This is a genomic window from Burkholderia sp. Bp9015 (genome assembly GCF_003853505.1).
GTDB lineage: Bacteria > Pseudomonadota > Gammaproteobacteria > Burkholderiales > Burkholderiaceae > Burkholderia.
The window spans coordinates 24,878-51,445 of sequence record NZ_QTPZ01000047.1 but is presented as its reverse complement, the minus strand read 5'-3'; the positions used below and the strand labels follow the sequence as shown (position 1 = coordinate 51,445).

Sequence of the window (26,568 nt, the reverse complement as noted above, 5' to 3'; positions counted from 1 at the left end):
TCCAAATTGACACAGGTGCAACAGCGGTGGCACGAACTGCAACAGGTCGGCGGTTGCGGATCGACGCGTGGCGGCTTCGACCGGCGCCAGGCGGGCGATGCGGGCATCGGCATGCTTCTTGCCGTTCGCACCGGCAACGATTCCGCGCAGCGAGAAACCGCCATGCCTGTCCCGATGCCGTTCGATGCCAATCGCAGGTCCGAGCGCCGCCGCGTGGTCGCGCTCGCATACGGCATCGCGCCCGTCGGCGCGGATGCGGCGACGATCGCGATGTCGCAGGCCGTGCGCGCACGCGAACCGCTGCACACGGTCGCGCTGGCGGTATTCGCCGTCCACGCGGCCATCACGGTCGCGCTGTGGCATGCATGGGTGCCAGCTGCCCGCCCGACGCTAGCCCGTGCGCTCGCCGTCGAGGTGGACGCGAGCGAATCCGCGCGGGTGGCCGAACCGGGCGAGCAGCGCCGTACGGATCGCGCAACACCGGTTCCTCCCGTGCACGGGCCTTCGCATGCGCGCCGCGAAACGGTCATGCCTCGGGAGATTCGGCCGAACCCGACGGTGCCGCGTCGGGTCGATCGCACAAGTCCTTCGCGCCAGCCCCCAGCCGCAACCGCCGTGGCGCGGCCGGACGGCGAATTGCAGCGAGCCGGGGCGGTACCGGAACCGGCGTCGCCGGCCGCCGCACACGCATCGGCCGATACCGCGACGGTGCCTGCGCACGCGGCGCCCGCCGCACCATCGGCAACCGCGCCCGAACCCGTCACCGCACCGCGCTTCGCGGCGGCCTACCTGCGCAATCCTGCGCCCGACTATCCGGACGCCGCGCAGCGGCGCGGCTGGGAAGGCACCGCGTTCCTGAACGTGCATGTGCTCGCGAGCGGCCGGCCCGACCAGGTCCTGCTGTCGGCGAGCAGCGGACACGACGCGCTCGACGAGGCGGCCGTCGCGGCGGTCACGGACTGGCGCTTCGTGCCGGCGAAACGCGGCACGGAATCGATCGACGGCTGGGTCAGGGTGCCGGTCGTGTTCAAACTCGGAAACTAGGGAGTCCTTCATGTCTGACTACATCCACTACGCGGTCGTCGGCGCGTTTGCGCTCCTCGCGGTGCTGTCGGCGCTCACCTGGACGCTGATCGTCGTCAAGGCACTGCTGCATGCGCGCGTCGTGCTCGGCAACCGCCGCTTTGCCGCGGGCCGCGGCGATCGCACGGCACTGTCGATGCCGACGGACGACGAGGCGGCCGCCAGCTCCAACGCGCGCCTGCAGCGCGCCGTGTGCGCCGCATTGCGCGATCTCGACGCACCCGAGCCGCACGCCCCGGCCACATTGGTTGCGTGGGACCGCCGCGACCTGCTCGAACGCACGCTCGCGCGCGCGATCCGGCGCGAACGGCGGCCGCTCGAGCGCGGGCTCACCGTGCTCGCGTCGATTGCGAATGTCGCGCCATTCGTCGGGCTGTTCGGCACTGTGTTCGGCATCGTCCACACGTTGCAGTCGATGACGGCGTCGGCCACGAACGGCATCGATGCGATCGCGGGGCCGATCGGCCAGGCGCTGGTCGCGACCGGGATCGGGATCGGCGTCGCGATTCCGGCGGTGCTGGCTTACAACCTGTTCCTGCGGCAGCTCAAGACCGTGACGGCCGGGCTCGACGAGTTCGGGCAGGACCTGATCGCGCTGGCCGAACAGCGCCGCTTCCGGATCGACGCGCCGGTGCATGCCGCGCTGCCGGCGGCAAGCAATGCGGGCGTGCGCCGGGCGGCCGTATGAGGACGGACGAGCGCGAAGCCGACGCGGGCGAACCGCTCGGCGAGATCAACGTGACGCCGCTCGTGGACGTCGTCCTCGTGTTGCTGGTGATCTTCATGGTCGCGGCGCCGCTGATGACGCATGCGATCCGCGTCGACCTGCCGAAGGCAGCCGCGCCCGCGCGCGACCCGCGTGCGTCGACCGTCACCGTGACCGTCGACGCGCACGGCGCGATCCGGATCGACGGCACGCCGGCCGCGCCGGCCGAGGTCGAAGCCGTGCTGACACGCCGCGTCGCGCACGACCCGCAGACGAGCGTGAGCCTGCACGCGGACCGCAACGAGCCGTTCGGCACCGTGGCCGGCGTCATCGCGTCGATCGGACGCGCGCGTGTCGCGCATGTCGCGATCGCGACGGCGGACGGCGCTGCCGGGCCGGCGCCATGAGCGAACGGGGGCGGCGGAGATGGCCGCCGACCTATCGATACGGACAACGATATAACGACGCGACGACAAGAAAAGAGGAGACGTGGACATGAAGGAAACCGATGGGGCGAAGCGCCGCTTCGCCGCACGGCGCGCGGGCGTGACGCTGTGCTTCGGCGGCATGCTCGGCGGCTGGCTCGCGCCCGCGTCGGCGCAGGTCGAACCGGCCGGCAACGCCGATGCGCCGACGCTCGCGCCGATCGTCGTCGTCGGCACGACGCCGCTGCTCGGGATCGGCACGCCGCTCTCGCGCGTGCCGGCCAACGTGCAGACGATTCGCGGCGAGGACCTCGCGCGCCAGCACGACAGCGTGTTGACCGACTACTTCGAGAAGAACGTCTCGAGCGTCGACATCAACGAGGCACAGGGCAATCCGTACCAGACGGACGTGAACTACCGCGGCTTCACCGCGTCGCCGGTCGTCGGCACGCCGCAGGGGCTGTCGGTGTTCGTCGACGGCGTGCGTGTCAACGAGCCGTTCGGCGACGTCGTGAACTGGGACCTGATCCCGCAAGCGGCGATCGACACGATGCAGCTGATCCCCGGTTCCAATCCGACCTACGGCCTCAACACGCTCGGCGGCGCGCTCGCGATCACGACGAAGAACGGCAGGACGAGCCCGGGCGGCGCCGCGCAGGTATCGATCGGCTCGTGGGGACGCAAGACCGCGCAGATCGAGCAGGGCGGACGCATCGGCAGCCACCTCGACTATTACGTGACGGGCAACGTCGCGAACGACAACGGCTGGGCCGATCACAACGCGAGCCGCGTGCGGCAGGGCTTCGGCAAGCTGCGCTACACGGACGCCGATACGACGCTGTCGATCTCGGCCGGCGGCGCGGACAACGCGCTGCAAGGCTCGCAGACGATTCCGCGCACGTTTCTCGACAATCGCGCGCAGGCCTACACCTATCCCGACCTGAACCGCAACAGCGCCGCATACGTCACCGTGGCGGGCGACCATTCGTTCGGCGACCGCGTGCAGCTGAGCGGCAACGTCTATTACCGGCACTATCGCAACACCAACATCAGCAGCAACGTGAACGACGATTTCGGCAGCGTCGACGGCAGCGGCGCCACCGACACCGTGCAGGCGACCAACGCGCGCTCGGTGATCGCGACCGACAGCTACGGCGCGAACCTGCAGCTGACGCTGCTCGGCAAGCTCGCCGGCATGGACAACCAGTTCGTGGCGGGCGCATCCGCCGATCTCGCGAACTCGGGGTTCGAGCAATCGTCGCAGGATGCGATGTTCACGGCGACGCGCGCGACGGTCGGCATCGGCGACTTCACGCAGACGACGCGCGCGAAGACGCGCAACGCGAACTACGGCGTCTACTTCGACGACACGCTCGCGCTGACGCGGCAATGGTCGCTGACACTGGCCGGGCGCTACAACGTGTCGCGCGCGGCGATCGAGGACGTGAGCGGCCTGCAGCCGCTGCTGACCGCGCGCCATACGTTCGCGCGGTTCAATCCGGCCGTCGGCGTCACGTGGAATCCGGCGCCGGGCTTCACCGCGTATGCGACGTACAACGAAGGAATGCGCTCGCCGACCGCGATCGAGCTCGCGTGCGCCGATCCGGCCGCGCCGTGCTCGTTGCCGAACGACTTTCTCGCCGATCCGGCACTGAAGCCCGTGATCGCGAAGACGATCGAGCTGGGCGCGCGCGGCCGGGTGGGCCAGGCGACGACATGGAGCGCGGCCGTCTACCGCACGACGCTCGACGACGACATCCAGTTCATCAGCAGCAACGGCGGCGCGAGCACGCTCGGTTATTTCCAGAACGTCGGCAAGACGCGCCGGCAAGGCTTCGAACTCGCGGGCCATACGCAGCTCGGGCCGCTCGGCATCGGCGTCAGCTACAGCTATGTCGACGCCAGCTACCGCTCGACGTGGACCGAAAGCAGCGCGAGCAATTCGAGCGCCGATGCGCGCGGCAACATCGTCGTCCGCTCCGGCGACCGCATTCCGGGGATTCCGTCGAGCACCGTGAAGCTGCGGCTCGACTATGCGGCGACGCCGAAGTGGACCGTGGGCACCCGCATCACGTATCGCAGCGGCGTGTTCGCGCGCGGCGACGAGAACAACCAGGACGAAAATGGCAAGGTGCCCGGCTATTTCCTCATCGACCTCGACACGACCTGGCAGGTCACGAAGCAGCTGCAGCTGTTCGCGTCGGTGACCAACCTGCTCGACAAGCGCTATGCGAGCTTCGGGATGCTCGGCCGGAACGTCTTCAATGGTCCGGACCATTCGTTCGACGGGCTCAATGCCGTCAACGAACAGTTCGTCGGGCCGGGCGCGCCGCGCGGCGCATGGGTCGGCGCGCGCTATGCGTGGGACTGAACGGGCGGCTCGGCATGTTGTGGTGCGTCTGCCGCCGCGACGTCGAGCATCTTGCGTACCGCGCGGGCGATGCCACGCGCGAGCGCAGCATCGCTCGCGAGATGCCCGGCCGGCACACGCTCGACGATGGCGGCCGGCACCGCGCGCGCGAGTCGATCGACGTTGTCGACCGGGCACACGCGGTCGCGCGTGCCGTGCACGGCATGTATCGGCACGCCGGCTTGCGCGGCTTGCCGGGCGAGCGCCAGCAAGCGGCGTTCGCCGAGCCAGCAATGGCGTTGCAGGTAGTGCGCCTGGATCCGGTACTTGTCGATCAGCCGGTCGATCGCGGCTTGCGCCGGCCGCGCGCCGCGCGCCGGCCGCCCGGACAGGATCGCGTCTTCATACGCGTTCCATGCGAGCGCGACCGCGCGCTGCCGCGCCGCGTCGGCGCCCGGCTGGAGACGCCGCGCGCAGCAGGCGATCAGGCGATCGGCGCGCGCGGTGCCGGCGGCGGCCGTCAGGCGCTGCCAGGCCCGCGGCGCGCGTGCGCGTGCACCGACGAACAGGCCGCGCACTTCGCGCGACGACGTGAGGAACAACCCGCGCAGCACGACGCCGGTGACGCGCGACGGATGCCGTCCCGCGTAGGCGAGCGCGAGCGCCGCGCCCCACGACCCGCCGACGACGCCCCAGCGTGCGATGCCGAGCCGCGCGCGCAGCGCGTCGAGATCGCCGATCAGTCGCATCGTGTCGTTGTGACGCAGGCCGCCGCGCGGCGTCGATGCACCCGCGCCGCGCTGGTCGACCAGCACGACGCGTGTGCGCGTCAGGTCGAACAGGCGCAGCACGGCCGGCCGGCTGCCGCTGCCGGGCCCGCCGTGCAGCACGACGACCGGAGCGCCGCGCGGGTTGCCGGCCTCGGTCCACGCGATCGTGCATGCATCGCGGGACAGGCGGCGCACGGGGAAGGCGGAGCGGTGGCTGCGTGATTGCGACATGTCGGCCGGGCGTAGAGGGAGACGGAGCGGGAAAGGCAATCGCGCGATGCGGCCACGCCCGACCCGTATGAAGCCAGATTCGCGCCGGCGATGAAGATAGGGATTCGTCCGGGTGGCGGCACGCGTGCGTTTCACGTTATCACGTCGATCACGCGCTCGGGACGCCGCATCGACGGCAAGCCAGTGCCGTCATTTCATTTCCCTTTCAATTTCGGTCGGCGCGGCGATGCAACGAAACCAGATCGTGCGCGCATCCCATCGTGGCCCGATGTTTGCTTGCATCAAGCGCAAACAGTCCGGCAGCGACCGGAAGGATCCCCGGAGGAGACAATGCGCGATGACGTTCATCCGACGGCCAACGCACGGGCCACGCATGCGCCCGGCTGGCCGACGCCGACGATCCAGAAGTCCCATGAGCGGTCCGAGACGTTCGGCCTGCAGGCGTCGGCACGTCCCGACTACGACCTGCTGTCCGGCGCCGCGCTGGCGCTCAAGCGCGAGCAGAACCGCGTGCTGTGCGTGCATGCGATGCCCGTGATGGAGACGCTGCACGAGCAGATCGTCAACACGCAGAGCATGATCGTGCTGACCGATGCGGAAGGGCTGATCCTGCATTCGATCGGCGACGATGACTTCCTGCGGCGCGCGGAGCGGGTCGCGCTGCGCCCCGGCGCGAACTGGGCCGAGAACCGGCAGGGCACCAACGCGATCGGCACCGCGCTCGCGGAGCTGTGTCCGATGGTCGTGCACGGCGACCAGCACTTCCTGGCCGCGAACCATTTCCTGACCTGCTCGAGCGTGCCGATTCTCGATCCGTACGGCGACGCGATCGGCGTGCTCGACGTGACGGGCGACCACCGCAGCTATCACCAGCACACGATGGCGCTCGCGAAGATGTCGGTGCAGATGATCGAGAACCACCTGTTCACGACGACCTTCCAGGAAACGCTGCAGGTGTCGTTCCACGGCCGCCCCGAATTCCTCGGCACGCTGATGGAAGGGATCGTCGCGTTCACCGCGGACGGCCGCTTCCTGTCGGCCAACCGCAGCGCGCAGTTCCAGCTCGGGATGCCGCTCGCCGCGCTGCGCGCGCATACGCTCGCGTCGCTGTTCGACGTGACGAGCGCGCAACTGATCGACCGGATGCGCGCGAGCACCGAGCCGCACGTGTCGCTGAACCTCGGCAACGGCGCGGTGGTCTGTGCGCGCGTGCAGTTCCGGCGCGCGTTGCGGGCCGAGGGCAGCCGGCCCGCCGAGGTGCACGACGGCGCCGCCCCCGCCGCGCGGCCGCCTGCCGCGCAGGGCGCGGCGAGCCTGTCGCGCCTCAGCTATCTCGACACCGGCGATCCGCAGGTCGCGGCGGTGATCGCGAAGGTCCGCAAGGTGATCGGCAAGGACATTCCGGTGCTGATCACCGGCGAAACCGGCACCGGCAAGGAACTGCTCGCGCAGGCGATCCACAACGACTCGCCGCGCCGCGACGGGCCGTTCGTCGCCGTCAACTGCGCGTCGATTCCGGAGACGCTGATCGAATCCGAACTGTTCGGCTATGAGGAGGGCGCGTTTACCGGCGCCCGCCGCAAGGGCGCGACCGGCAAGCTGCTGCAGGCCAACGGCGGCACGCTGTTTCTCGACGAAATCGGCGACATGCCGTATCCGCTGCAGGTGCGGCTGCTGCGCGTGCTGCAGGAGCGCATCGTCAACCCGCTCGGCTCGACGAAGGCGATCGGCGTCGACATCGCGATCATCTGCGCGACCCACCGCGACCTGCGCGAGATGATCGCGCAGAACCGCTTCCGCGAGGACCTGTACTACCGGCTCAACGGCCTCGTCGTACGGCTGCCGCCGCTGCGCGACCGCACGGACCTCGCGGTGGTCGTCCAGAAGATGCTGCAGCGGGAGACGCTGTCGGGGCCCGGACGCCGACCGTTGAGCGTCGCGCCCGACGTGATGGCGCTGTTCGAGCGTTGCGCGTGGCCGGGCAACTTCCGGCAGCTCGCGAACCTGCTGCGCACCGCGGCCGCGATGGTCGACGACGACTGCGAGATCCGCTGCGAGCATTTGCCGGACGACTTCTTCGACGACGTGCGGCGCGACGGCGGCGCGGCGGCGCAGGGCGCCGCTGCGCCGCCAGCGCTCGCAGCGGAAGCGCCAGCGTTCGCGAACGCGACCACGGCCGGTGATGCGCGGTTGCAGGACGTGGCCGCATCCGCGATCGCGGCCGCGCTTGCGCGTCATGGCGGCAACGTGTCCGCCGCCGCACGCGCGCTCGGCGTGTCGCGCAACACGATCTACCGCAAGATGCCGGCCGCCGGGCCGGATGCGCTGGAGCCGGACGAACCCTGACGAACCCTGACGGAAGCCGCGACTGTCACACCGGTGTGTCAGGTTGCAACACCCGGTGTTCAAGGATTCAACACTTGCTCACCAGGCCGCGCGCATCGTGAACCGTCGCTCGACGGATTCTGAAATATTTATGTCGGTCAATCGTAAGGATTCCGGTGCCGTGACCACCCGGCGGTGGCCGCACGCCTGCGCACACCGCCGCGCGACGCAAATCCGGCCCCGGCACGCTCCTTGCTGAATGGGTATCGGCCGCTCGATCGATGCGGTTTGTTCGACTCACCAACTCAACAAGGAGACACATCATGCAGTGGACCACCCCGGCTTATACCGACCTGCGTTTCGGTTTCGAAATCACGATGTACATCGCCAACCGCTGATCGACGCGCGCAGTGCCGCCCGCATCGACGGACACGATGCGGGCGGCACCCGGAGCACACGCAGATGAAGATCAAGATACTCGGCTCGGGCGCCGGCGGCGGACTGCCGCAATGGAACTGCAACTGCGGCAACTGCCGTCGCGCGCGGGCCGGCACCGACGGCATCGTGCCGCGCACGCAATCGTCGATCGCCGTCAGCGGCGACGGCAGCGACTGGGTGCTGGTGAACGCGTCGCCGGACATCCTCGCGCAACTGCGCGCGGCCCCCGACCTGCAGCCCGCCCGCGCGATCCGCGACAGCGCGATCGTCGCCGTCGTGCTGTGCGACGCGCAGATCGATCACGTGACGGGCCTGCTGATGCTGCGCGAACGCACGTCGCCGCTGCCGCTGTACGCGAGCGCACCGGTGCTCGACGACCTGTCGACCGGGCTGCCGCTCGTGCCGCTGCTCGGCCACTACTGCGGGGTCGACGTCCACCCGATCGCGCCGGGCCAGCCGTTCGCGATCGCGGGCGCCGGCGGCCTTCGCTTCACCGCCGTGCCGGTCGACAGCAAGCCGCCGCCGTATTCGCCGCGCCGCGAGGCGAGCGTGCCGGGCGACAACATCGCACTCCTGATCGAAGATACGGCGACCGGCCGGCACGCGTTCTACGCGCCGGGGCTCGCCGACGTCGACGACGGCGCGCGCGCCGCGATGCGCGACGCCGATCTCGTGCTGGTGGACGGCACCTTCTGGACCGGCACCGAGATGATCGACCTCGGCCTGTCGTCGAAGCACGCGGCCGACATGGGGCATCTCGCGCAGTGCGGCGACGCGGCGCGGCCGGGGATGATCGAGCAGCTGCGGCAGTTGCCGGCGCACACGCGCAAGGTCCTCACGCACATCAACAACACGAATCCGATTCTCGACCCAGGTTCCGCGCAGCGCGCGCAGTTGCGCGAGCACGGCATCGAGGTCGCCCACGACGGCATGCAATTCGAGGTCTGACCATGAACGCACCGATTCCCGCCGCGGCGCTGCACGCGACGCCCTGGAGTGCGCAGGAGTTCGAGGCGCGCCTGCGCGCGCTCGAATCGCGCTACCACATCCATCATCCGTTCAACCGGCGCTTGAACACCGGCGCGTGCTCGCCGGCGCAGATCCGCGGCTGGGTCGCGAACCGCTTCTACTATCAGGTCAGCATTCCGCTGAAGGACGCGGCGATCCTGTCCAATTGTCCGGACCGCGACACGCGCCGGCTGTGGGTCGAGCGGATTCTCGACCACGACGGTCACGGCGGTCAGGAAGGCGGGATCGAGGCCTGGGCGCGGCTCGGCGAGGCGGTCGGCATCGAGCGCTCGGAGCTGTGGTCGCTCGCGCACGTGCTGCCCGGCGTGCGGTTCGCGGTCGACGCCTACGTCAATTTCGCGCGGCACGCACCATGGCAGGAGGCCGTGTGCTCGTCGCTGACCGAGATGTTCGCGCCGCAGATCCACCTCGACCGGCTCGCGGGCTGGCCGTCCCACTATCCGTGGATCGAGGCGGACGGGCTGCAGTATTTCCGCAGCCGCGTGCCGCTCGCGCAGCGCGACGTCGAACACGGGCTCGCGGTGACGCTGAGCCATTTCACGACACCGGACGCGCAACGGCGCGCGCTCGACATCCTGTCGTTCAAGCTGGATGTGCTGTGGTCGATTCTCGATGCGATTGAAAAGGCGTACCCCGCATGAACTCCAACGAAGCCGTCAGCGGCGTGCCGCTGCGCCCCTCGCTGAGGGGCATGTACCGTCTGCAGTGGGAGGCGGCCCAGGATGCGTACGTGCTCCTGTATCCGGAAGGAATGGTCCGGCTCAACCCGAGCGCGGGCGAGATCCTCGCGCGCTGCGACGGCAAGCGCGAGCTCGACGACATCATCGACGAGCTCGAGCGGCTGTTCAGCACGTCGGACCTCGCGTCGGACGTCTATCGCTTCCTCGATCATGCGCGACTGCGCGGCTGGCTCGACTGACATGGACATGACACCGCCTCCGAACCGCCCGAGCGCGCCGCTGTGGCTGCTCGCCGAGCTCACGTACCGCTGTCCGCTGCACTGCGCGTTCTGCTACAACCCCGTCGACTTCGCGACGCACGGCGCGGAGCTCGACACCGACGCGTGGCGCACGGTGATCAGCGACGCGCGCGCGCTCGGCGCCGCGCAGATCGGCTTTTCCGGCGGCGAACCGCTGCAGCGCGACGATCTGGAGGTGCTGGTCGAGCATGCGCGGTCGCTGGGTTTCTATACCAACCTGATCACGTCGGGCGTGGGCCTGAATGCCACGCGCATCGGCCGGCTCAAGGCGGCCGGCCTCGATCATGTCCAGTTGTCGCTGCAGGATTCGACGCGCGAGCTGAACGACTTCCTGACCAGCACGCGCACCTTCGACCTCAAGCGCGGCGTCGGGCGGCTGATCAAGTCGCATGGCTATCCGATGGTGCTGAACTGCGTGCTGCACCGGTACAACCTGCCGCACGTCGGCCAGATCATCGAGATGGCGCTCGACCTCGGCGCGGATTTTCTCGAGCTTGCCAACACGCAGTATTACGGCTGGGCGATGCTGAATCGCGACCAGCTGATGCCGACCGCCGAACAGCTGCGCGAAGCGGAGGAAACGGTCAACCGCTACCGGAAGCTCGTCGGCGAACGGTGCAAGATCCTGTTCGTCGTGCCCGACTACTTCGAGCAGCGGCCGAAGGCCTGCATGAACGGCTGGGGCTCGGTGTTCCTCGGCGTCGCGCCGGACGGCACCGCGCTGCCGTGCCATGCCGCGCGCGGCTTGCCGGGCCTCGCGCTGCCGAACGTGCGCGACCGGTCGCTGCAGGAGATCTGGTACGACAGCGACGCATTCAACGCGTTTCGCGGCGACGGGTGGATGCGCGATCCGTGCCGCACCTGCGACGAGCGTCACACGGATCACGGCGGGTGCCGCTGCCAGGCGTACATGCTGGCCGGCGATCCGGCGCAGGCCGATCCGGTCTGCGCGAAGTCCGAACATCACGGCCGGGTCGAACAAGTCGTGCAGTTCGCGCGGCGGGCAGGGCGCGAGGACGAGCGGCCGCTGATCTTTCGCAGTATTGCGAATTCGATCGCGAGCTGAGCGGCAGCGGGCGGCATGTCGGTGAGCCTCACTTGTTCGACCGCTTGACCGCTTGCCGCGCCGCCTGCTCGAGCAGCGCCGCGAACGCCGCTTCGTCGACGCGCAGCCCCCTCGGCGTGCGGCGCACCTGCAGCGCCGCGAGCATCCCGGCCTCGAACGTATCGAGCACCACCGGATGAATGTAGCAGCGCCGGCACACGGCCGGCGTGTTGCGCAAGACCTCGGCGACGGTGCGCACCGTTTCGACGATCTGCTTGCTGGCGTGCGCGACGTCCTGCTGCGGGACGCGCCGCAGCAACGCGAGCGCCTGCACGCTGCCTGCCCACGTCCGGTAATCCTTGGCCGTGAACGCCGCGCCCGCTGCGTCGCGCAGATAGTCGTTCACGTCGCACGAGCCGACCGAATGGCGCGTGCCGTCTTCGTCCAGATATTGGAACAGCTCGTGTCCCGGCAGCTCCGCGCAACGGCGCACGATACGGCCGACGCGCGGGTCGTCGACCGTCACGTCGTGCTCGATCCCGCTCTTGCCCGTGAAGCGCAGCCGCACCTGGCCCGGACCGATCGTCACGTGGCGCTTGCGCAGCGTCGTCAGCCCGTACGACGCGTTCTCGCGCGCATACTCGGCGTTGCCGATCCGCGCGAGCGTCGTGTCGAGCAGCCGGACGACCGTCGCGACGATCTTCGCGCGCGGCATGCCGGGCAGCGCGAGATCGCGCGCGACGCGTGCGCGGATGCGCGGCAGCGCGCGGGCGAATTCAGCCATCCGTGCGTACTTGTTCGCGTCGCGTGTCGCGCGCCACTGCGGGTGATAACGATACTGCTTGCGTCCGCGCGCGTCGCGCCCCGTCGCCTGCAAATGGCCGCGCGGGTCCGTGCAGATCCACACGTCGGTGTAAGCGGGCGGAATCGCGAGCGCGTTGATGCGGGCGATCTCGTCGGCGTCGCGGATCCGCGTGCCGTCCGGCGCGTAGTACGCGAAGCCGTTGCGCAGCCGCCGGCGCGTGTAGCCGGGGCGCCGGTCGTCGACGTGGCGCAGCGGGGCGGCGGACACGTCCGCGTCCGGAGGTGCCGCGCGGGGCGTGCGCGTCTTCATGCTGCGATGCGTCGATCGACGCGCGCGGTCGATCCGCGCATCGGCGCGGCGGGCTCCGCTCGTCGCTGCTGCTGGCATCGTCTTCTCCTTGTCGTTCGCGCGATTCGGAGCGTGACAGCAAGAAGCGTGCGCCGTGCTTGCGGCGCCATGCCGTTACCGTTGCGCCGGCCGACCATGGAGAAAAACAATCCGGGTGGCGTTCTCGTTGATCGCCCCGAGTTCATTTGACGACGCCGCCCCGCCCGCTTAGGTGTTTATACGTATGCCGATACCGATATCGCTTCAATCCAATATTTCATTGGAAGGTTATCGGACTTGTTCCTAGACTGATCCGGGGCGTACATCTCGGGCCGGCCGCAACGGCCGGGCCGCCTCGCCCCGAACCGCGCCCGTGCCACGCAGAACCACAACAGCACGACACGGCACCGCGCCAGGCCGGCGCCGCGGCATACAACGACACCATCGGAGACGGACCATGACATTCATCAGGAAGCTGGCGGCCGGCGCGATCGTCGCCGCGGCGACGGTGCTGGCCACCGGCGCGCACGCGCAGCAAAAGCCGATCACGCTCGGGTTCTCGCAGGTCGGCGCGGAAAGCGCGTGGCGCACCGCGAACACCGTGTCGGTGAAGGGCGCGGCGAAGGAGGCCGGCATCAACCTGAAATTCTCGGACGCGCAGCAGAAGCAGGAGAACCAGATCCGCGCGATCCGCTCGTTCATCGCGCAGAAGGTCGACGTGATCGCGTTCTCGCCGGTCGTCGAGTCGGGCTGGGAGCCGGTGCTGACCGAAGCGAAGGCGGCCCGTATCCCGGTGATCCTGACCGATCGCGGCGTCGACGTGAAGGATCCGTCGCTGTACGTGACGATGATCGGCTCCGACTTCCTCGAGGAAGGGCGGCGCGCGGGCCACTGGCTGGAAGAGCGCTACAGGAACGATGCGGGCCCGGTCAACATCGTCGAGCTGCAGGGCACGGTCGGCTCGGCGCCCGCCAACGACCGCCGCGCGGGCCTGCTCGAAGTGATCAAGAACAATCCGAAGTTCAAGGTGATCGCGTCGCAAAGCGGCGACTTCACGCTCGCCGGCGGCAAGCAGGTGATGGAAGCGTTCGCGAAGACCTACGGCAAGCAGATCAACGTCGTCTACGCGCACAACGACGACATGGCGCTCGGCGCGATCCAGGCGATGGAAGAGGCCGGCATCAAGCCCGGCAAGGACGTGAGCGTCGTGTCGTTCGATGCGACCAAGGGCGGCTTCCAGGCGATGGTCGCCGGCAAGATCAACGTCGACGTCGAATGCAGCCCGCTGCTCGGCCCGCAGCTGATGACCGCGGTGAAGGACGTGGTCGCCGGCAAGCAGCTGCCGAAGCGCATCGTCACGAACGAGACGGTGTTCCCGATGAGCGTCGCGGCGCAGGTGCTGCCGACCCGCAAGTACTGAATCCCGGCGCACGCGGACGGCGGCGCGTTCGCCGCCGTCCGGCCGCCGCTTCGAATCGAGGGCGATCCATGACGAGTCCGCCGGTGGTCGAGATGATCGGCATCGACAAGGCGTTTCCGGGTGTCCACGCGCTGCAGCGCGTGAACTTCCGGCTGTTTCCGGGCGAGATCCACGCGCTGATGGGCCAGAACGGCGCCGGCAAGTCGACGCTGATCAACGTGCTGACCGGCGTGCACGCGCACGACGCGGGCGAGATTCGCGTCGGCGGTGCGCCGGTGAGTTTCGCCGCGCCGCGCGAGGCCGAGGCGGCCGGGATCCAGACGCTGTACCAGGAAGTGAACCTGTGCGCGAACCTGTCGGTCGCGGAGAACATCTTCGCGGGCCGGCAGCCGATGCGGCGCGGCGCGATCGACTGGAAGACGATCCACGCGCGGGCACGCGATGCGCTCGCCGAGCTCGACCTGTCGCTCGACGTCACGCGCTCGCTCGACGCGTATCCGATCGCGGTGCAGCAGATGGTCGCGATCGCGCGGGCCGTGTCGGTCGACGCGCGCGTGCTGATTCTGGACGAACCGACGTCGAGCCTCGACGACGGCGAGGTCGCGCGGCTGTTCGACGTGCTGCGCCGGCTGAAGGCGTCGGGCATCGCGATCCTGTTCGTCACGCACTTTCTCGAACAGACCTACGCGGTGTCCGACCGGCTCACCGTGATGCGCAACGGCGAGCGCGAGGGCGAGTACCTCGCGCGCGACCTGCCGGTCGACCTGCTGGTCGCGAAGATGACCGGCCGTGAGCCGATGTCCGGCACGCTGCAGGCGGGCGCGGCGGCCGTGCAGCGCGATGCCGATGCGGCCGCGCCGTTCCTGTCGATGCGGCAGGTCGGCCGGCGCGGGATGATGAGCCCGCTCGATCTCGACGTGCGGCCCGGCGAAATCGTCGGGCTGGCCGGGCTGCTCGGCTCGGGGCGCACGGAGACCGCGCGGCTCGCGTTCGCGGCCGAGCGCACCGACACCGGCGCGATCGAGATCGACGGCGCACGCACGCGGCTCGCGTCGCCGCACGACGCGGTCCGAAACGGGATCGCGTATTGCCCGGAGGATCGCAAGAAGGAGGGCATCGTCGCCGCGCTGTCGATCCGCGAGAACATCGTCCTCGCGCTGCAGGCGCGGCGCGGCTGGTGGCGGCTGATCAGCCGTGCGCGCCAGCGCGAGCTCGCCGACACGTACATCGCGCGGCTCGGCATCAAGGCGCGCGACGCGGAGCAGCCGATCGGGCTGCTGTCGGGCGGCAACCAGCAGAAAGTGCTGCTCGCGCGCTGGCTCGCGACGGAGCCGAAGCTGCTGATCCTCGACGAGCCGACCCGCGGCATCGACGTCGCCGCGAAATTCGACATCATGGAGCGCGTGCTCGCGCTGTGCGCGCAAGGGCTCGCGATCCTGTTCATCTCGTCGGAGATCAGCGAAGTGGTGCGCGTGAGCCACCGGATCGCGGTGCTGCGCGACCGCCGCAAGGTCGCCGAACTGACCGGTGCCGACGCGTCGGAGGAACACGTGTACCAACTGATTGCGGGAGGCCGGTCATGATGCGGCTCCGTGGATTGCTTCGTCATCCGCTCGTGTGGCCGGTGCTGACGCTCGCGCTGCTGTTCGCGCTCGACGTCGCGCATCGGCCGGGCTTCCTGGCGATCGCGCTGCTCGACGGTCACCTGTTCGGCGCGCCGGTCGACATCCTGAATCGCGCGGCGCCGCTCGTGATCGTGTCGCTCGGCATGACGCTCGTGATCGCGACGCGCGGGATCGACATCTCGGTCGGTGCGATCGTCGCGATCGCGGGCGCCGCCGCGGCGATCGTGCTCGACGGCGATCCAGCGCGGGTCGGCACGGCGCTCGCCGCCGCGCTCGGCGTCGGGTTGCTCGCCGGCGCGTGGAACGGCGTGCTCGTCGCGTTCGTCGGGATGCAGCCGATCATCGCGACGCTGATCCTGATGGTCGCCGGACGCGGCATCGCGCAGCTGCTGACCGGCGGGCAGATCATCCCGATCGGTGCGCCCGGCTACCTCGCACTCGGCGGCGGCTATCTCGCGGCCGTGCCGTGCGCGGTCTGGATCGCGCTCGCGACGATCGCGGCGACCGCGCTGCTGGTGAACCGTACGGCGCTCGGCCTGTTCATCCGCGCGATCGGCGTGAACCCGGTCGCGACGCGGCTCGTGGGCTTGCGCGCGGGGGCGGTCGTGTTCGGCGTGTATCTGTGCTCCGGCGTGATGTCGGCGCTCGCCGGCATCCTCGCCAGCTCGAACGTGCGCAGCGCCGACGGCAACAACGCGGGGCTGCTGCTCGAGCTCGACGCGATCCTCGCGGTGACGCTCGGCGGCACGTCGCTGCTCGGCGGCCGCTTCAGCCTCGCCGGCTCCGTGCTCGGCGCGCTGATCATCCAGACACTCACCTACACGACCTATTCGATCGGCGTGCCGCCGGAGGCGACGCTCGTCGTGAAGGCGATGGTCGTGATCGTCGTGACGCTGATCCAGTCGGACGCGGCGCGCGCGCTGGTCGTCCGGCACGCGTCGCGGCTGCTGCCTTCCGCGCGTTCGCGCGCCACCACCGGAGCGACGCCGCGATGAACCGATTTCTCGCACGGCTCGCCGACCCGCGCACGCTGCCGATCGTCGTGACGATCGTGCTGTTCGCCGCGCTGTTCGGCTTCGGATCCGTGATGTATACGGGTTTCTTCTCGATGCAGGTGCTGACCGGGCTGCTCGTCGACAACGCATTCCTGCTGATCGTCGCGATCGGGATGACGTTCGTGATCGTGTCGGGCGGCATCGACCTGTCGGTCGGCTCGGTCGTTGCTCTGACAACGATCTTCTGCGCGGTCGGCGCCGAGCGATGGCACTGGCCCGTCTGGGCGATCGTGCCGCTCGTGCTCGTGTTCGGCGCGTTGTACGGTGCGGCGATGGGCGCGCTGATTCATTACTTCCGGCTGCAGCCGTTCATCGTCACGCTGGCCGGGATGTTTCTCGCGCGCGGCGCGTGCTTCCTGATCACGACGCAGTCGATTACGATCAACGAGCCGACCTTTCATGCGCTCGCGGGCATCAGCGTGCCGGCGGGCGGCGGGACGCTGAGCGCGGGCGCGCTGATCGCGCTCGCGACGCTGGCCGCCGCGCTCTACGTCGCGCATTTCACGCGCTTCGGCCGCAACGTGTATGCGATCGGTGGCAACGAGCGCTCGGCGCTGCTGATGGGGCTGCCGGTCGCGCGCACGAAGGTCGGCGTGTATGCGCTGAGCGGCTTCTGCTCGGCGCTCGGCGGCGTGGTGTTCACGCTGTACGTGCTGTCCGGCTACGGGCTGCAGGCGCAGGGAATGGAACTCGATGCGATCGCCGCGACCGTGATCGGCGGCACGCTGCTCACCGGCGGAGTTGGGTACGTGATCGGCTCGGTGTTCGGCGTCGGCATCCTCGGCACGATCCAGGTGCTGATCACGTTCGACGGCACGCTGAGCTCGTGGTGGACGCGGATCGTGATCGGCGCGCTGCTGTGCGTGTTCTGCCTGCTGCAGCGGATCATCGAGCGGCATGCGGCGCGGCGGCGGAGCGGCGGCACCGGGCTCGATCCGAAACGGCGCAAGCGGGAAGTCGCGCAGGCCGGGTCAGCTGCGCCGGGTGACGATGCGGCGCTGGTGTCGACGATGCGGCGGGTGTGGCGCTTCACGCCGTCGGCGGCGCGCCGGTGACGGTTATGCAGGTTCGGGCATATCCATCTCTGGTTCGGCGTTGAACGGCGTATGTTTCGACGCATCGGCGATGCCGATGTGTTTCAGCAACGCGGTCAGCTGCTCGATCGCGTGCAGGTCCAGCGCATCGAGCGGCTCCCGTACCGTCTGCACGAACGCCGCATGCATGCTCGTCGAGTCATGCCACGATATCGGCAAGGCGGCCGTTGCCGGCGAGCACGGCCGGTTCGTCGAGCGCCGCGCCGGCCGGCCGTCACAAGTGTTTGGGGACGACCGCCGGACATGCCGGCGCCCCGAAGTGACGATCAGAACCGATGACGCAGCCCCAAATTGACCAGGGCCTGCTTTTTCGTGCCGTTGTAGCCGTATGAACCGATCGACGCCTGTGCCGGCATTGCACCGCCGGCACCGTTCGCGGTATTCCCGCTTGCGTGCTGATAAGCGGCCGTCATGTAGACATCCGTCCGCTTCGACAGGTTGTAATCGGCACCGACGGATGCCTGGTGGTAGTTCGCCGAGGTGTCGCCGCCCGACTTCGTGAAGCTGTAGCCGACCCCGACGAGCAGCGCCGCGGACGCCTGATAGTTCAGGAAGCCCTGGGCGGTGTTGTAGTGTTCGTTCTTCGCGAACACCGATGCGCCGTCGCGTCGATACTGGGCGTTGCTGTAGCCGGCGCCCACGGTGAACGCACCGATCACATACTGACCGGCCACGCGAGCGATGCCGATGGAATGGGCCGTCTGGTAGCCGGTATTGATCGCGCCGTCGAACGTGCCGTCCGACGTGCTCGACCATGTCGTGCGATTGCCCGTGACGGGATTCGCGTTGGCTGCATAGAAGTAGCCGCCGGCGAGACTCAGCGGACCGTTGGCGTACGACACGCCGGCCGAATACGACTGCTTCGAGCCGGTGCTGCCCGCGACACCGCCCAGCGAATACATCGCCTCGAACTGGAGTCCGGCGATGACGGGCGACGTGTATTTGACCGCGTTGTCGACGCGGAAGCTGTTGTCGTAGTTGTCGACATCACCGGCGGTGGCGAACACGCTGCCGAAGTAGTTGTCGGCGGTAATCGGCTGCACGAGGTCGATCAGCGGATCGTATTGGCGACCGAGCGTGAGCGAGCCATACTGGTTGCTGGTCAACCCGACATAGGCCTGGCGGCCGAAAATGCGGCTGCCCTGACCGAGGCCGCCCGTACTCGGATTGAAACCGTTTTCCAGCTGGAAGATCGCCGCCAGGCCGCCGCCGAGATCTTCCGAACCCTTGAGCCCCCAACGACTGCCCGACAGATTGCCGGCGCTGCTGTTGCCGAGCGCCCAAAGGTTCTTGCCGCCATCGGCGTTGCGCACGTACGTGAGCGACGTGTCGATCGTCCCGTAAAGCGTCACGCTCGACTGCGCGTGGGCTACGCCGCCCATCGTGACCGACGCGATCGCAAGGACAGGAAAAAATGCGTGTTTCATGGTCTCTCCTTTTGCAAGCATGCCTGCGTTCAAATGAACGGAAGCAGACTACATCGAGAGATTTCTAGTGCGAAATTAAAATGGCGAGGTGTCTCAAAAAAATAACGGAGAGTGATGCATTTCGGTTCGTGCAGGCTGGTCGAATTGACGATGTCTTTGATCGAAGTGGAGTTTGCGGAGAGAAGGGAGGGTGATTTTTTTCGATGAATAAATGAGGGTGCGGCGGGATAACATAGTCGTGATACGCCAATGATTTGATTTAATCGGACTTCATGGTTTTTTGGGAGCGATTTTCGATTTTATTATTGGCGAGTCCGGGGCGAGCCGGCGCGGAGTCGGCACTCTCGTTCATCGTGCAGCCTCATCGTCCGGGGTATGTGCCGACTCTTCGGGAAACCGTGCCGAGGCGTATCGAAAGATCCGGGGCGAGACGTGCGGAGTCGGACCGGCAAGGAAACCGCATCGAGTGATGGTGGTGCAGACACGCTCATTTCCGAGGCTGGGGTGCAGTGCATTCTGCATGCTTGGTCTACAGGCGCTGCGGTATTAACTCATGGTTGTTCCGCAAGCGACATCATCCGGGAAGGAAGGCGTTTTCAAACTGCGTCCCACATTGGAAAATTCCCGGTTATGGGCGTTGAAGACGCAGGAATCAGTGGCCGGAAAATTCGAAGACGATGGCGAGCCGATAATCGCTGCACGATGAGCGAGATCGATGTGCGGGTCGACCGTCCGATCGAATGGTGTATGTAAAGCCTGTTCGACGATGCTTCACAGCGAGAGCAATCATCGCGACCGAAGTCATGCCGGCAGGAATTCGATTCCCGAGCGTGATTGGTTGAGGCGGGCGCCGCCAAGCGTCGGATGTCAACGCGCACGTCGTACGATCACGCCCGTGACAATTCGGTTTCCTTAGCGATTGGCAGGGCGATATCTCCGATTCGCGAGTTGCCGCATGCGCCTTCGAGCGGTCGACGACCCGGCAAGCATCACGATCGGCCGGCGGCAGAGTCGCATGTTCCGGAAACCGATGGCCCTGGTGATGTGACGCGCGGGCCGTGGCGCACGTCGGGTTTGATGTTACGAAATATTCGGGCATTCCCAGTCGCGCGGATTTATCTGCCGAAATTCGGCTATCATCGTCAAATAATATTTCGAATGCATCTGGAAGAATTTACTTAATATAGGCAAACGTTAAAGCGCTTGCCATCTATGATTTTTTCGTATCGCGCTTGCATGGTAAAGCTTGCAAGGTAATATCCCCTCCCGCAGAGGGAGGCATTGCGCATATTTTTTGTCTCATCCCTCCAGCCGTCGAGGCGGCGGACAACGCGAACGCGTCGATTCCTTATGACCCATGCTGTAAGGATCTGTAAGGAACTGAACGCATGTTCTATTTCCGGAGTGAAACATGCGCTGCTCGTTGTGTTGCAAAAATGTTTCGTCAATGATCTGGATCAAATCTCCATGACTTTGTGCCGTCACGCCAGCTCCTATTCCTGATTATCAACAAATAATTGGTTCCATATCATCGCCTTGACTGATTCCGTCAACAATGAGGCGGGATCGGACACCGACGGATCGGCCGACGATTTAGCCGCATATGATGCGCTGCAGAAAATGCAAAAAATTGTTAAGAGGCCGAGATGATGCAAATAGCGCCGAACGAAACGACTACGGGGTTCAGAGTGAGTGGTGACCGGGGAAGAAGCGTCGGTCGTCGGCGGGACAGCGTCATCATCCTGCTGCTCGACGGATTTTCGATCATGCAAATGGGCCGGCTGGCCGCGGTATTCGAACTTGCAAATCAGCTCGAAGGCGTGAACGTCGCGTTTGCCGATCGCTATGAATTGCGGCTTTATTCCAGTCACGGCGGTGCCGTTCGTTCGTCGTCGGGTGTACAGATCTGGACGGAAGCGGCCCGCCCGCTCGATGCGAGCAGTGTGCAGGCCATGTTCGTGCTCGGTGGACAGGGGCGGGCAAGCGGCCTCGACGATGCGTTCATCAGCTGGTTGCAGCATGCCCATCAGCGCGCCCGCGTGGTCAAGGGCGACAATGCCGGCGCCGAAATGCTGACGGCGATTCGCCTGAACCAGAAAGTTCCGGAAGTCGTGCCGCAGGCGGTGCTTGCCGTTGGCGGTACGGGCGAATCGGGGCCATCCGACGACGATGGCGAAGGCATGTTCGCGGCCGCGTTGTCGATCGTCGTGCGTGACGCCGGCTACGAAGTCGCGCAAGAGATCGTTTCGTACATGATGCCGGGGGCGAACCGGAAATTTGCGAGCGTCCTGTTCGGGGCGCAGGAGGCGCGAGCCAGTGAATTGATTCGCGCGGCCGCTCAGCATCTTCGAGCCAACAGTGCGAATCGCATCTCGATCGCCAATGCTGCGCAGGCCGCTGCGATGAGCGAGCGGAATTTCCTGCGGCGCTTCAAGAACGAAATCGGCGTGACGCCAACCGAATTCGTGCTGCGGGTGCGGCTCGAAAAGGCATGCTCCATGCTGGTCGAGACGGATTTGCCCGCCGACAAGGTCGCGCGGCGGGTCGGCCTCGGTAGTGGAGACCGGCTGGCCAAGCTGTTCCGCCAGCATCTGTCGATGTCGCCGACGGAGTATCGCGCGGCCGCTCGGGACAGAATGTTCGCGTCGGTCGGCGGCTCGGACATGCGCAACGGTACATCGTCGCTTTGATGCTCGCGCCGGGCTAACGACCGGCGTCGGGTAGTCGATTTGTCCGCCGGAGCAGCGTTCGCCCGATTTCAGGCGGACGTGCCGAAGTAGGTTCGCGTATTCGAATGGACCGTTTGGTCGGCGACGATCTCGTCGGCGGTCGCCCATCGGTAGGCAGTGTGCTGGGCATTCGGCAGCGACACGAGGTCGAACTTGCCCCGGAGCTTGTATCCCATCACCACATAGTGCGTCGAGATGCCCGGTTCGCCGCCAAAGTTGTCTTCGTAGAGGTGATCGTAGATGCCGATCAGTTCGGCATCCGCACGTTCCAGACCGCTACATCCGAGTTCGTCGCGCGCGATGCGATTGAACGCATCGTCGAGACGCTCGTTCTTGCGAATCCGGCCGCCCGGCACGAACCAGAAACCCTGCGCGGGACGATTGACACGGTGACCGAGTAGATACGCGCCATCGCCGTTCGAGATGATCAGGTCGATCGCAACGAGCGGGGTTGCGTCGACGACGCGCAAGAAAGTGTCCAGCGGAAGCATGGCGGATGGGCTCCTGGAAGTCTGTCGAAGTGCACCGGCATCGTTGCGCGTTCGAGGCGACTCGGTCACGACGATGACATGCCGGCTTCGTCGATGAGCGAACGTTGAATGTCCGTCTGCACGAATCTCATCATGGCCAGTCGAGGTTGCGCTCGTCGGCCAAAACACCGAAGCAATCCGCCAATTGCAGGAAGCGGATCGGGCGTGACGGCGCAATGCCCGTCGAGAAACGTGTGCGCGTGCATCAATACATTTTCATTCGGCCATGATCGTGGTCGAAGCCGCCATCTCGTTTTGAAACGGTCGATTCGACGTTACGCTTTTGTCTGGCCTTTCGAGGAGACGCGTTCACCCCGGAACTCTCCTCGGAATTTTGCCTGCGTGCCGTGTGGCACGCAGGCCTTTTTATTCATCACGGGTCGAGCTGCGCGTACGGTGAATGTCAGTCGCCGTCGTTCGAGTCGTGGATCCGCAAGACGATCCGTGTGGCCTGGCTTCGAACATTACGAAGCAGTGCGAACGTTGTTGCACGCGCGCGGTGCTTCGCGTCGCGCGCCGCCCGGAGGAAACGTACGGTAACCGGTTGGCGGAATCGTCGGATCAATTGTCATGTCCGGCATGCTGCATTGCAATGTACGCTATCGGCATCGAACCGCGCGCCATCTGATGCGCGGTATCTCGCCGAAAACGGAGCATCGCCGCCATGAACGTCGCGCTTCTTATCTTCTCGAGGATTTGCTTCGTCTGGATTCTCGTCTACCTCGTCTTCAGCACCGCGTCCGGCCTTTGGGCCGGCGCACGACATGGTCAGGGGCTGCTGCTGCTCGAATTTCAGTCGCGCCGGGCCCGCGGCTCGCGTGAGGTGGCGCGAGCTCGAATCTTGAAAAGGATGGCGCTGTCGGCGCTGCTCGCGCTACCCGTGGCGATTGCATCGCTCGTTGCGAGCGCGGTGATGTCGTAGACGCCCGGCTCGCGTGTGCGTCGTCATGCGGCTGGAGCGAGTACCGGCCGGCTCGAACAAAAAAATACAAGGAACTGAAGGGGCGGCGGATTGCTGCATCGCGTCGTCAGCGCGTTTCGCCAGGCGCCGGGCTGGCGGATCCGGGCTAATCGGCCTTGCGCGGCACCCGTGGCCGAATACGACGCATCGATGCAGGCTGATCGTCAACGACGCCGATCGCGTTGCGCCACCGTACTGTCGAGTTCGAGGGCCGAATCGACTGCTGCTCCACAGCGATGCTCGCCAGCACATGATCATGTCGCACCACATTGCTTGCCGTTGTGATTCATGCACGAAGGTGCCGCGCATCTTGCCGAACGCCTGACGGCCCGTGGGCGCCCCACGACGCTTCGATCACCGAACGACTGCCGTCGGATATCACTCGCTCGTCATGCGAGCGCCGCTGTTTCTGCAAGCTCTTCGTCATCCGTTTCGCTGCCGCGAGGTAGTCGGAAACCGCCAACATTTGGCCGATCAGGGAATTCCCGCAGACTAATCCGACGACTGTTTGTTCGAATCGGCCAGTGTTTAAACGCCATTCGGCGCCCTCGGTATGATGCGTCGCAACGGAGTAAAAAACGACGACCGAAGTTGATTGGACTGATTGTCCGAGAGCACGCCATGACGCACACGAGTGTCGATCATTCGGGAGATGAAGCGGCAGCAGATGTTGGGGGAAAGCGGTCACGCAGGAATCGGGATATCGGCGTTGTCGTCTTCGACGGGTTCTCGTTGTTTGCGGCGGGCGCGGTATTCGAGGTGTTCGAAGTAGCCAATGAAATCTATGCGCCGCGCGCGACAGGACTTCCGCTGTACGACATTCGCTTCTATTCGTCGAAGGGTGGAAACATCGTCTGGTCGTCGGCCATCAGCGTGCGGACATTCGCATGCGATGCGGGCACGGCGCACGCATTCGATGCGCTGTTCGTCGCGGGTGGCGAAGGTGCGAGGCGCGCGTCGCGCGACGCCCGGGTGATCGACTGGTTGCGGATCGTGCTGCCGAAGGCGGGCATGGTCGAGACGATCGGCGAAGGCAGGATGTTGATCGATGCGGCGCTGAATGGCTCGCACGTGATCGATGCAGTGGATGCGGTGCGCGTGGGTCGCGGCGGCTACGAGCCGGCAAGAGCCGCATTGGCGCTCATCGAACGCGACCTGGGTGGCGATGCGGTGCGAGGCATTGTGGCGCGGCTCGCGCTGGGCGACGCATTCGAGCCGGCCGAGCAGGAGGGTGAAGTGCGCAATGGCACGCCAGCCGATCGGGTCCGCGCGACGGCGAGCTGGTTGCGCAAGAACTGTGGAAGAGCCATATCCGTCAGCGATGCAGTGCGGGTTGCTGCAATGAGCGAACGGAACTTCCTGCGGCATTTCAAGCAGGAAATCGGCATGACGCCGTCCGAATTTCTGCTGCGGGTTCGCCTGGAGCGCACGGTGCAGATGTTGATGGAAACCGACTTGCCGATCGGCACGATCGCACGGCAATGCGGGTGGGGGAACGGTGATCGCCTGGCCAAGATTTTTCGGCGACACCTCGACGTGACACCCTCGGAATACCGGTTCCAGGCGCGCTCGAGCCAGACGGAACTGGAGTTGTAGAGAAGGCTGAATCAGCTTCGGCGAAGGGACGGAGCTCATTCCCGGATTTTCAGATCGAATTATTGCCTGAGAGAATAGGAGTGCAGATTATGTCGGCATCCATCGAAACAGAGCACGGCGAAACAGGACCGGTCGGCTCCGGTCGCGGCGACGCAGTCGACGTGAAGGTCAGCGTCGCGCCTGTCGTTCTCGCGGGCGGATCGGGGTCGCGCTTGTGGCCCATGTCGCGCGAACAGTATCCGAAGCAGCTGATCGGCGTACTGGGTGCGGATTCTCTGCTGCAGGCAACCGTCCAGCGCATGACGGGTTTTTCGATCGAGGAAGGCGATGTGTCGGCGCCCATCGTCGTTTGCGGCGACGAGCATCGTTTCGTTACGGCGGAGCAGCTTCGGGCCAGCGGGCTCGATGCCCGCGTCATCGTCGAGCCGACCCGGCGCGATACGGCGCCCGCACTGACGCTGGCGGTCGCTGCCGCCAGTGCGGACGGGAAGGACGCGATCGTCGTCGCGATGCCGGCCGATCACGCCATTGCCGATACCGCCGCGTTTCATCGTGCGATTGCACTCGCGGTGGAGCATGCGCGGCGCGGCGCGATCGCGACGCTTGGCGTGCCGCCGACCCGGCCCGATTCGGGGTTCGGCTACATCAAGATCGGCGAGGCCCTTGGCGCCGGTGCGCACCGCATCGAGCGATTCGTCGAGAAGCCGGCCGCCGAACTCGCGGCGCAGTACGTCGAATCGGGCTCGTACTGGTGGAACAGCGGCATCTTCGTCGTGCGCGCGAGCGTCTGGCTCGACACGTTGCGCACGCTCCAGCCCGATATGCACGCCGCATGCCTCGCGGCACATGTACACGGCAAGCACGATGGTCCTTTCTTCCGGCCGCATGAGGATGCCTTTCTCAAGTCGCCGTCGGATTCGATCGACTACGCGGTGATGGAACGCCTCGTGTCCGACGCGAGCCTGGTGGAGGGCGTGGTCGTGCCGCTCGATGCCGGCTGGTCGGATCTCGGCTCGTGGGATGCGGTTTGGGAGGCGCTCGACAAGGATGCGGACGGCAACGTCGGGCGCGGCAAGGTCGTGTTCGAAGGTGCGACGTCGAGCTTCGTGCATTCGGAAGGGCGGCTCGTCGCATGTGTCGGCATGACCAATGCGGTGGTGGTCGAAACCGCCGACGCGGTGCTGGTGGCGGACCGCTCGCGCGTCCAGGACGTGAAGGGCCTCGTGAACCGGATCCGCGCGCAACAGGCGCCGGAAGCCGACACGCACCGGAAGGTGCGCCGCCCGTGGGGCTACTACGACTCGATCGATCACGGCGCCCGATTCCAGGTGAAGCGCATCGTCGTGCATCCGGGCGGACGGTTGTCGCTCCAGCTGCACCACCACCGTGCCGAGCACTGGATCGTCGTGAGCGGAACTGCGCTCGTTACCCGCGGCGACGAGCAATTCATGCTCGGCGAAAACGAGTCCACCTTCATTCCGCTTGGTGTGACGCATCGGCTCGAGAACCCGGGAAAGTTGCCGCTCGAGCTCATCGAAGTGCAATCGGGATCGTATCTCGGCGAGGACGACATCGTGCGGTTCGACGATACGTACGGGCGTGCGTAATGCCCCGATTC

The 26,568-nt window shown here is 66.7% G+C and carries 23 protein-coding genes; 18 read left to right on the top strand and 5 right to left on the bottom strand.

Going from position 1 to position 26,568, the window contains the following annotated elements; all coding sequences use genetic code 11:
* Positions 1 to 162 precede the first annotated feature (162 nt).
* The 4 genes from DIE12_RS38825 to DIE12_RS33795 all read left to right on the top strand — a co-directional run bounded on the left by DIE12_RS38825 (position 163) and on the right by DIE12_RS33795 (position 4,585).
* Entirely contained in the window at positions 163 to 1,044 is an 882-nt protein-coding gene (locus DIE12_RS38825) for an energy transducer TonB (protein ID WP_260429069.1), read from the top strand.
* 10 nt (positions 1,045 to 1,054) lie between these two features.
* Positions 1,055 to 1,771, top strand: a complete 717-nt coding sequence (locus DIE12_RS33805; protein ID WP_124523772.1) for a MotA/TolQ/ExbB proton channel family protein — start codon at positions 1,055 to 1,057, stop codon at positions 1,769 to 1,771.
* Complete coding sequence (locus DIE12_RS33800; protein WP_124489114.1) at positions 1,768 to 2,196, top strand: biopolymer transporter ExbD; 429 nt, start codon at positions 1,768 to 1,770, stop codon at positions 2,194 to 2,196. Before DIE12_RS33805 ends, DIE12_RS33800 begins: the two co-directional genes overlap by 4 nt.
* Positions 2,197 to 2,284: 88 nt before the next feature.
* On the top strand, positions 2,285 to 4,585 hold the full coding sequence (locus DIE12_RS33795; protein ID WP_124523770.1) for a TonB-dependent receptor: 2,301 nt from the start codon (positions 2,285 to 2,287) through the stop codon (positions 4,583 to 4,585).
* Here DIE12_RS33795 and DIE12_RS33790 read toward each other — a convergent pair.
* On the bottom strand, positions 4,570 to 5,565 hold the full coding sequence (locus DIE12_RS33790) for an alpha/beta fold hydrolase (RefSeq protein WP_124523768.1): 996 nt from the start codon (positions 5,563 to 5,565) through the stop codon (positions 4,570 to 4,572). The two genes, DIE12_RS33795 and DIE12_RS33790, sit on opposite strands and share 16 nt — an antisense overlap.
* A 330-nt stretch (positions 5,566 to 5,895) precedes the next feature.
* Here DIE12_RS33790 and DIE12_RS33785 point away from each other — a divergent pair, with 330 nt between their 5' ends.
* The 6 genes from DIE12_RS33785 to pqqE all read left to right on the top strand — a co-directional run bounded on the left by DIE12_RS33785 (position 5,896) and on the right by pqqE (position 11,402).
* Complete coding sequence (locus DIE12_RS33785; protein ID WP_124523766.1) at positions 5,896 to 7,911, top strand: sigma-54-dependent Fis family transcriptional regulator; 2,016 nt, start codon at positions 5,896 to 5,898, stop codon at positions 7,909 to 7,911.
* Between the two features lie 302 nt (positions 7,912 to 8,213).
* Positions 8,214 to 8,288: a pyrroloquinoline quinone precursor peptide PqqA gene (gene pqqA / locus DIE12_RS33780; RefSeq protein WP_006410019.1), complete on the top strand. Its 75-nt coding sequence runs from the start codon at positions 8,214 to 8,216 to the stop codon at positions 8,286 to 8,288.
* A 64-nt stretch (positions 8,289 to 8,352) separates the two neighbouring features.
* Entirely contained in the window at positions 8,353 to 9,276 is a 924-nt protein-coding gene (gene pqqB, locus DIE12_RS33775; protein WP_124489110.1) for a pyrroloquinoline quinone biosynthesis protein PqqB, read from the top strand.
* A 2-nt stretch (positions 9,277 to 9,278) separates the two neighbouring features.
* Positions 9,279 to 9,998 carry a pyrroloquinoline-quinone synthase PqqC gene (pqqC, locus tag DIE12_RS33770; RefSeq protein ID WP_124523765.1) on the top strand — a complete coding sequence of 240 codons (720 nt, stop codon included), beginning with the start codon at positions 9,279 to 9,281 and terminating at the stop codon, positions 9,996 to 9,998.
* Positions 9,995 to 10,276 carry a pyrroloquinoline quinone biosynthesis peptide chaperone PqqD gene (gene pqqD / locus DIE12_RS33765; RefSeq protein WP_124489108.1) on the top strand — a complete coding sequence of 94 codons (282 nt, stop codon included), beginning with the start codon at positions 9,995 to 9,997 and terminating at the stop codon, positions 10,274 to 10,276. Before pqqC ends, pqqD begins: the two co-directional genes overlap by 4 nt.
* Positions 10,277 to 10,283: 7 nt before the next feature.
* The gene (gene pqqE, locus DIE12_RS33760) at positions 10,284 to 11,402 is read left to right on the top strand and encodes a pyrroloquinoline quinone biosynthesis protein PqqE (protein WP_124523763.1); all 1,119 of its coding nucleotides are present in this window, start codon (positions 10,284 to 10,286) and stop codon (positions 11,400 to 11,402) included.
* A gap of 28 nt (positions 11,403 to 11,430) precedes the next feature.
* On the opposite strand, the gene DIE12_RS33755 is transcribed toward pqqE, so the two are convergent.
* Complete coding sequence (locus DIE12_RS33755) at positions 11,431 to 12,495, bottom strand: DNA topoisomerase IB (RefSeq protein ID WP_124523776.1); 1,065 nt, start codon at positions 12,493 to 12,495, stop codon at positions 11,431 to 11,433.
* Positions 12,496 to 12,970: 475 nt separating this feature from the next.
* Here DIE12_RS33755 and DIE12_RS33750 point away from each other — a divergent pair, with 475 nt between their 5' ends.
* From DIE12_RS33750 to yjfF, 4 genes are all read left to right on the top strand, one after another.
* On the top strand, positions 12,971 to 13,933 hold the full coding sequence (locus DIE12_RS33750) for an ABC transporter substrate-binding protein (protein WP_124523762.1): 963 nt from the start codon (positions 12,971 to 12,973) through the stop codon (positions 13,931 to 13,933).
* A 68-nt stretch (positions 13,934 to 14,001) separates the two neighbouring features.
* The gene (locus DIE12_RS33745) at positions 14,002 to 15,516 is read left to right on the top strand and encodes a sugar ABC transporter ATP-binding protein (protein ID WP_124523760.1); all 1,515 of its coding nucleotides are present in this window, start codon (positions 14,002 to 14,004) and stop codon (positions 15,514 to 15,516) included.
* A complete protein-coding gene (locus tag DIE12_RS33740; protein ID WP_124523758.1) occupies positions 15,513 to 16,553 on the top strand; it encodes an ABC transporter permease in 1,041 nt (346 codons plus the stop codon). The genes DIE12_RS33745 and DIE12_RS33740 overlap by 4 nt, the downstream gene beginning before the upstream one ends.
* Positions 16,550 to 17,668, top strand: a complete 1,119-nt coding sequence (yjfF, locus tag DIE12_RS33735) for a galactofuranose ABC transporter, permease protein YjfF (protein ID WP_124523756.1) — start codon at positions 16,550 to 16,552, stop codon at positions 17,666 to 17,668. Before DIE12_RS33740 ends, yjfF begins: the two co-directional genes overlap by 4 nt.
* Positions 17,669 to 17,671: 3 nt before the next feature.
* Here the strand turns inward: yjfF and DIE12_RS38300 are convergent, their stop codons facing one another.
* Positions 17,672 to 17,836 (bottom strand): hypothetical protein, encoded by a 165-nt coding sequence (locus DIE12_RS38300; RefSeq protein ID WP_185641042.1) that lies wholly within the window; start codon positions 17,834 to 17,836, stop codon positions 17,672 to 17,674.
* A 137-nt stretch (positions 17,837 to 17,973) separates the two neighbouring features.
* Positions 17,974 to 19,134: a porin gene (locus tag DIE12_RS33730; protein WP_124523754.1), complete on the bottom strand. Its 1,161-nt coding sequence runs from the start codon at positions 19,132 to 19,134 to the stop codon at positions 17,974 to 17,976.
* 1,646 nt (positions 19,135 to 20,780) lie between these two features.
* Between DIE12_RS33730 and DIE12_RS33725 the strand changes: the two genes are divergently transcribed.
* Positions 20,781 to 21,824, top strand: a complete 1,044-nt coding sequence (locus DIE12_RS33725) for a GlxA family transcriptional regulator (RefSeq protein ID WP_185641041.1) — start codon at positions 20,781 to 20,783, stop codon at positions 21,822 to 21,824.
* Positions 21,825 to 21,892: 68 nt separating this feature from the next.
* On the opposite strand, the gene DIE12_RS33720 is transcribed toward DIE12_RS33725, so the two are convergent.
* Positions 21,893 to 22,354: a GDP-mannose mannosyl hydrolase gene (locus DIE12_RS33720; RefSeq protein WP_059681343.1), complete on the bottom strand. Its 462-nt coding sequence runs from the start codon at positions 22,352 to 22,354 to the stop codon at positions 21,893 to 21,895.
* 703 nt (positions 22,355 to 23,057) lie between these two features.
* On the opposite strand from DIE12_RS33720, the gene DIE12_RS33715 reads away from it, so the two are divergent.
* From DIE12_RS33715 to DIE12_RS33705, 3 genes are all read left to right on the top strand, one after another.
* Positions 23,058 to 23,315, top strand: coding sequence for a hypothetical protein (locus tag DIE12_RS33715; RefSeq protein WP_124489101.1), 258 nt, complete (start codon positions 23,058 to 23,060; stop codon positions 23,313 to 23,315).
* A 660-nt stretch (positions 23,316 to 23,975) separates the two neighbouring features.
* Positions 23,976 to 24,950 (top strand): GlxA family transcriptional regulator, encoded by a 975-nt coding sequence (locus DIE12_RS33710; RefSeq protein ID WP_044846979.1) that lies wholly within the window; start codon positions 23,976 to 23,978, stop codon positions 24,948 to 24,950.
* Positions 24,951 to 25,039: 89 nt separating this feature from the next.
* On the top strand, positions 25,040 to 26,557 hold the full coding sequence (locus DIE12_RS33705) for a mannose-1-phosphate guanylyltransferase/mannose-6-phosphate isomerase (protein WP_124523752.1): 1,518 nt from the start codon (positions 25,040 to 25,042) through the stop codon (positions 26,555 to 26,557).
* Positions 26,558 to 26,568: the final 11 nt, after the last annotated feature.

Bases quoted from the DNA above. Each gene is read 5' to 3' on its own strand.
- DIE12_RS33800 (WP_124489114.1), top strand. From the start codon at position 1,768: ATGAGGACGGACGAGCGCGAAGCCGACGCGGGCGAACCGCTCGGCGAG.
- pqqE (WP_124523763.1), top strand. From the start codon at position 10,284: ATGACACCGCCTCCGAACCGCCCGAGCGCGCCGCTGTGGCTGCTCGCC.
- DIE12_RS33720 (WP_059681343.1), bottom strand. From the start codon at position 22,354: ATGCTTCCGCTGGACACTTTCTTGCGCGTCGTCGACGCAACCCCGCTC.
- pqqB (WP_124489110.1), top strand. From the start codon at position 8,353: ATGAAGATCAAGATACTCGGCTCGGGCGCCGGCGGCGGACTGCCGCAA.
- DIE12_RS33795 (WP_124523770.1), top strand. From the start codon at position 2,285: ATGAAGGAAACCGATGGGGCGAAGCGCCGCTTCGCCGCACGGCGCGCG.
- DIE12_RS33705 (WP_124523752.1), top strand. From the start codon at position 25,040: ATGTCGGCATCCATCGAAACAGAGCACGGCGAAACAGGACCGGTCGGC.
- DIE12_RS38825 (WP_260429069.1), top strand. From the start codon at position 163: ATGCCTGTCCCGATGCCGTTCGATGCCAATCGCAGGTCCGAGCGCCGC.
- pqqD (WP_124489108.1), top strand. From the start codon at position 9,995: ATGAACTCCAACGAAGCCGTCAGCGGCGTGCCGCTGCGCCCCTCGCTG.
- DIE12_RS33785 (WP_124523766.1), top strand. From the start codon at position 5,896: ATGCGCGATGACGTTCATCCGACGGCCAACGCACGGGCCACGCATGCG.
- DIE12_RS33730 (WP_124523754.1), bottom strand. From the start codon at position 19,134: ATGAAACACGCATTTTTTCCTGTCCTTGCGATCGCGTCGGTCACGATG.
- DIE12_RS33790 (WP_124523768.1), bottom strand. From the start codon at position 5,565: ATGTCGCAATCACGCAGCCACCGCTCCGCCTTCCCCGTGCGCCGCCTG.
- yjfF (WP_124523756.1), top strand. From the start codon at position 16,550: ATGAACCGATTTCTCGCACGGCTCGCCGACCCGCGCACGCTGCCGATC.
- DIE12_RS38300 (WP_185641042.1), bottom strand. From the start codon at position 17,836: ATGCATGCGGCGTTCGTGCAGACGGTACGGGAGCCGCTCGATGCGCTG.
- DIE12_RS33750 (WP_124523762.1), top strand. From the start codon at position 12,971: ATGACATTCATCAGGAAGCTGGCGGCCGGCGCGATCGTCGCCGCGGCG.
- pqqC (WP_124523765.1), top strand. From the start codon at position 9,279: ATGAACGCACCGATTCCCGCCGCGGCGCTGCACGCGACGCCCTGGAGT.
- DIE12_RS33805 (WP_124523772.1), top strand. From the start codon at position 1,055: ATGTCTGACTACATCCACTACGCGGTCGTCGGCGCGTTTGCGCTCCTC.
- DIE12_RS33710 (WP_044846979.1), top strand. From the start codon at position 23,976: ATGACGCACACGAGTGTCGATCATTCGGGAGATGAAGCGGCAGCAGAT.
- DIE12_RS33745 (WP_124523760.1), top strand. From the start codon at position 14,002: ATGACGAGTCCGCCGGTGGTCGAGATGATCGGCATCGACAAGGCGTTT.
- DIE12_RS33725 (WP_185641041.1), top strand. From the start codon at position 20,781: ATGATGCAAATAGCGCCGAACGAAACGACTACGGGGTTCAGAGTGAGT.
- DIE12_RS33755 (WP_124523776.1), bottom strand. From the start codon at position 12,495: ATGAAGACGCGCACGCCCCGCGCGGCACCTCCGGACGCGGACGTGTCC.
- DIE12_RS33740 (WP_124523758.1), top strand. From the start codon at position 15,513: ATGATGCGGCTCCGTGGATTGCTTCGTCATCCGCTCGTGTGGCCGGTG.
- DIE12_RS33715 (WP_124489101.1), top strand. From the start codon at position 23,058: ATGAACGTCGCGCTTCTTATCTTCTCGAGGATTTGCTTCGTCTGGATT.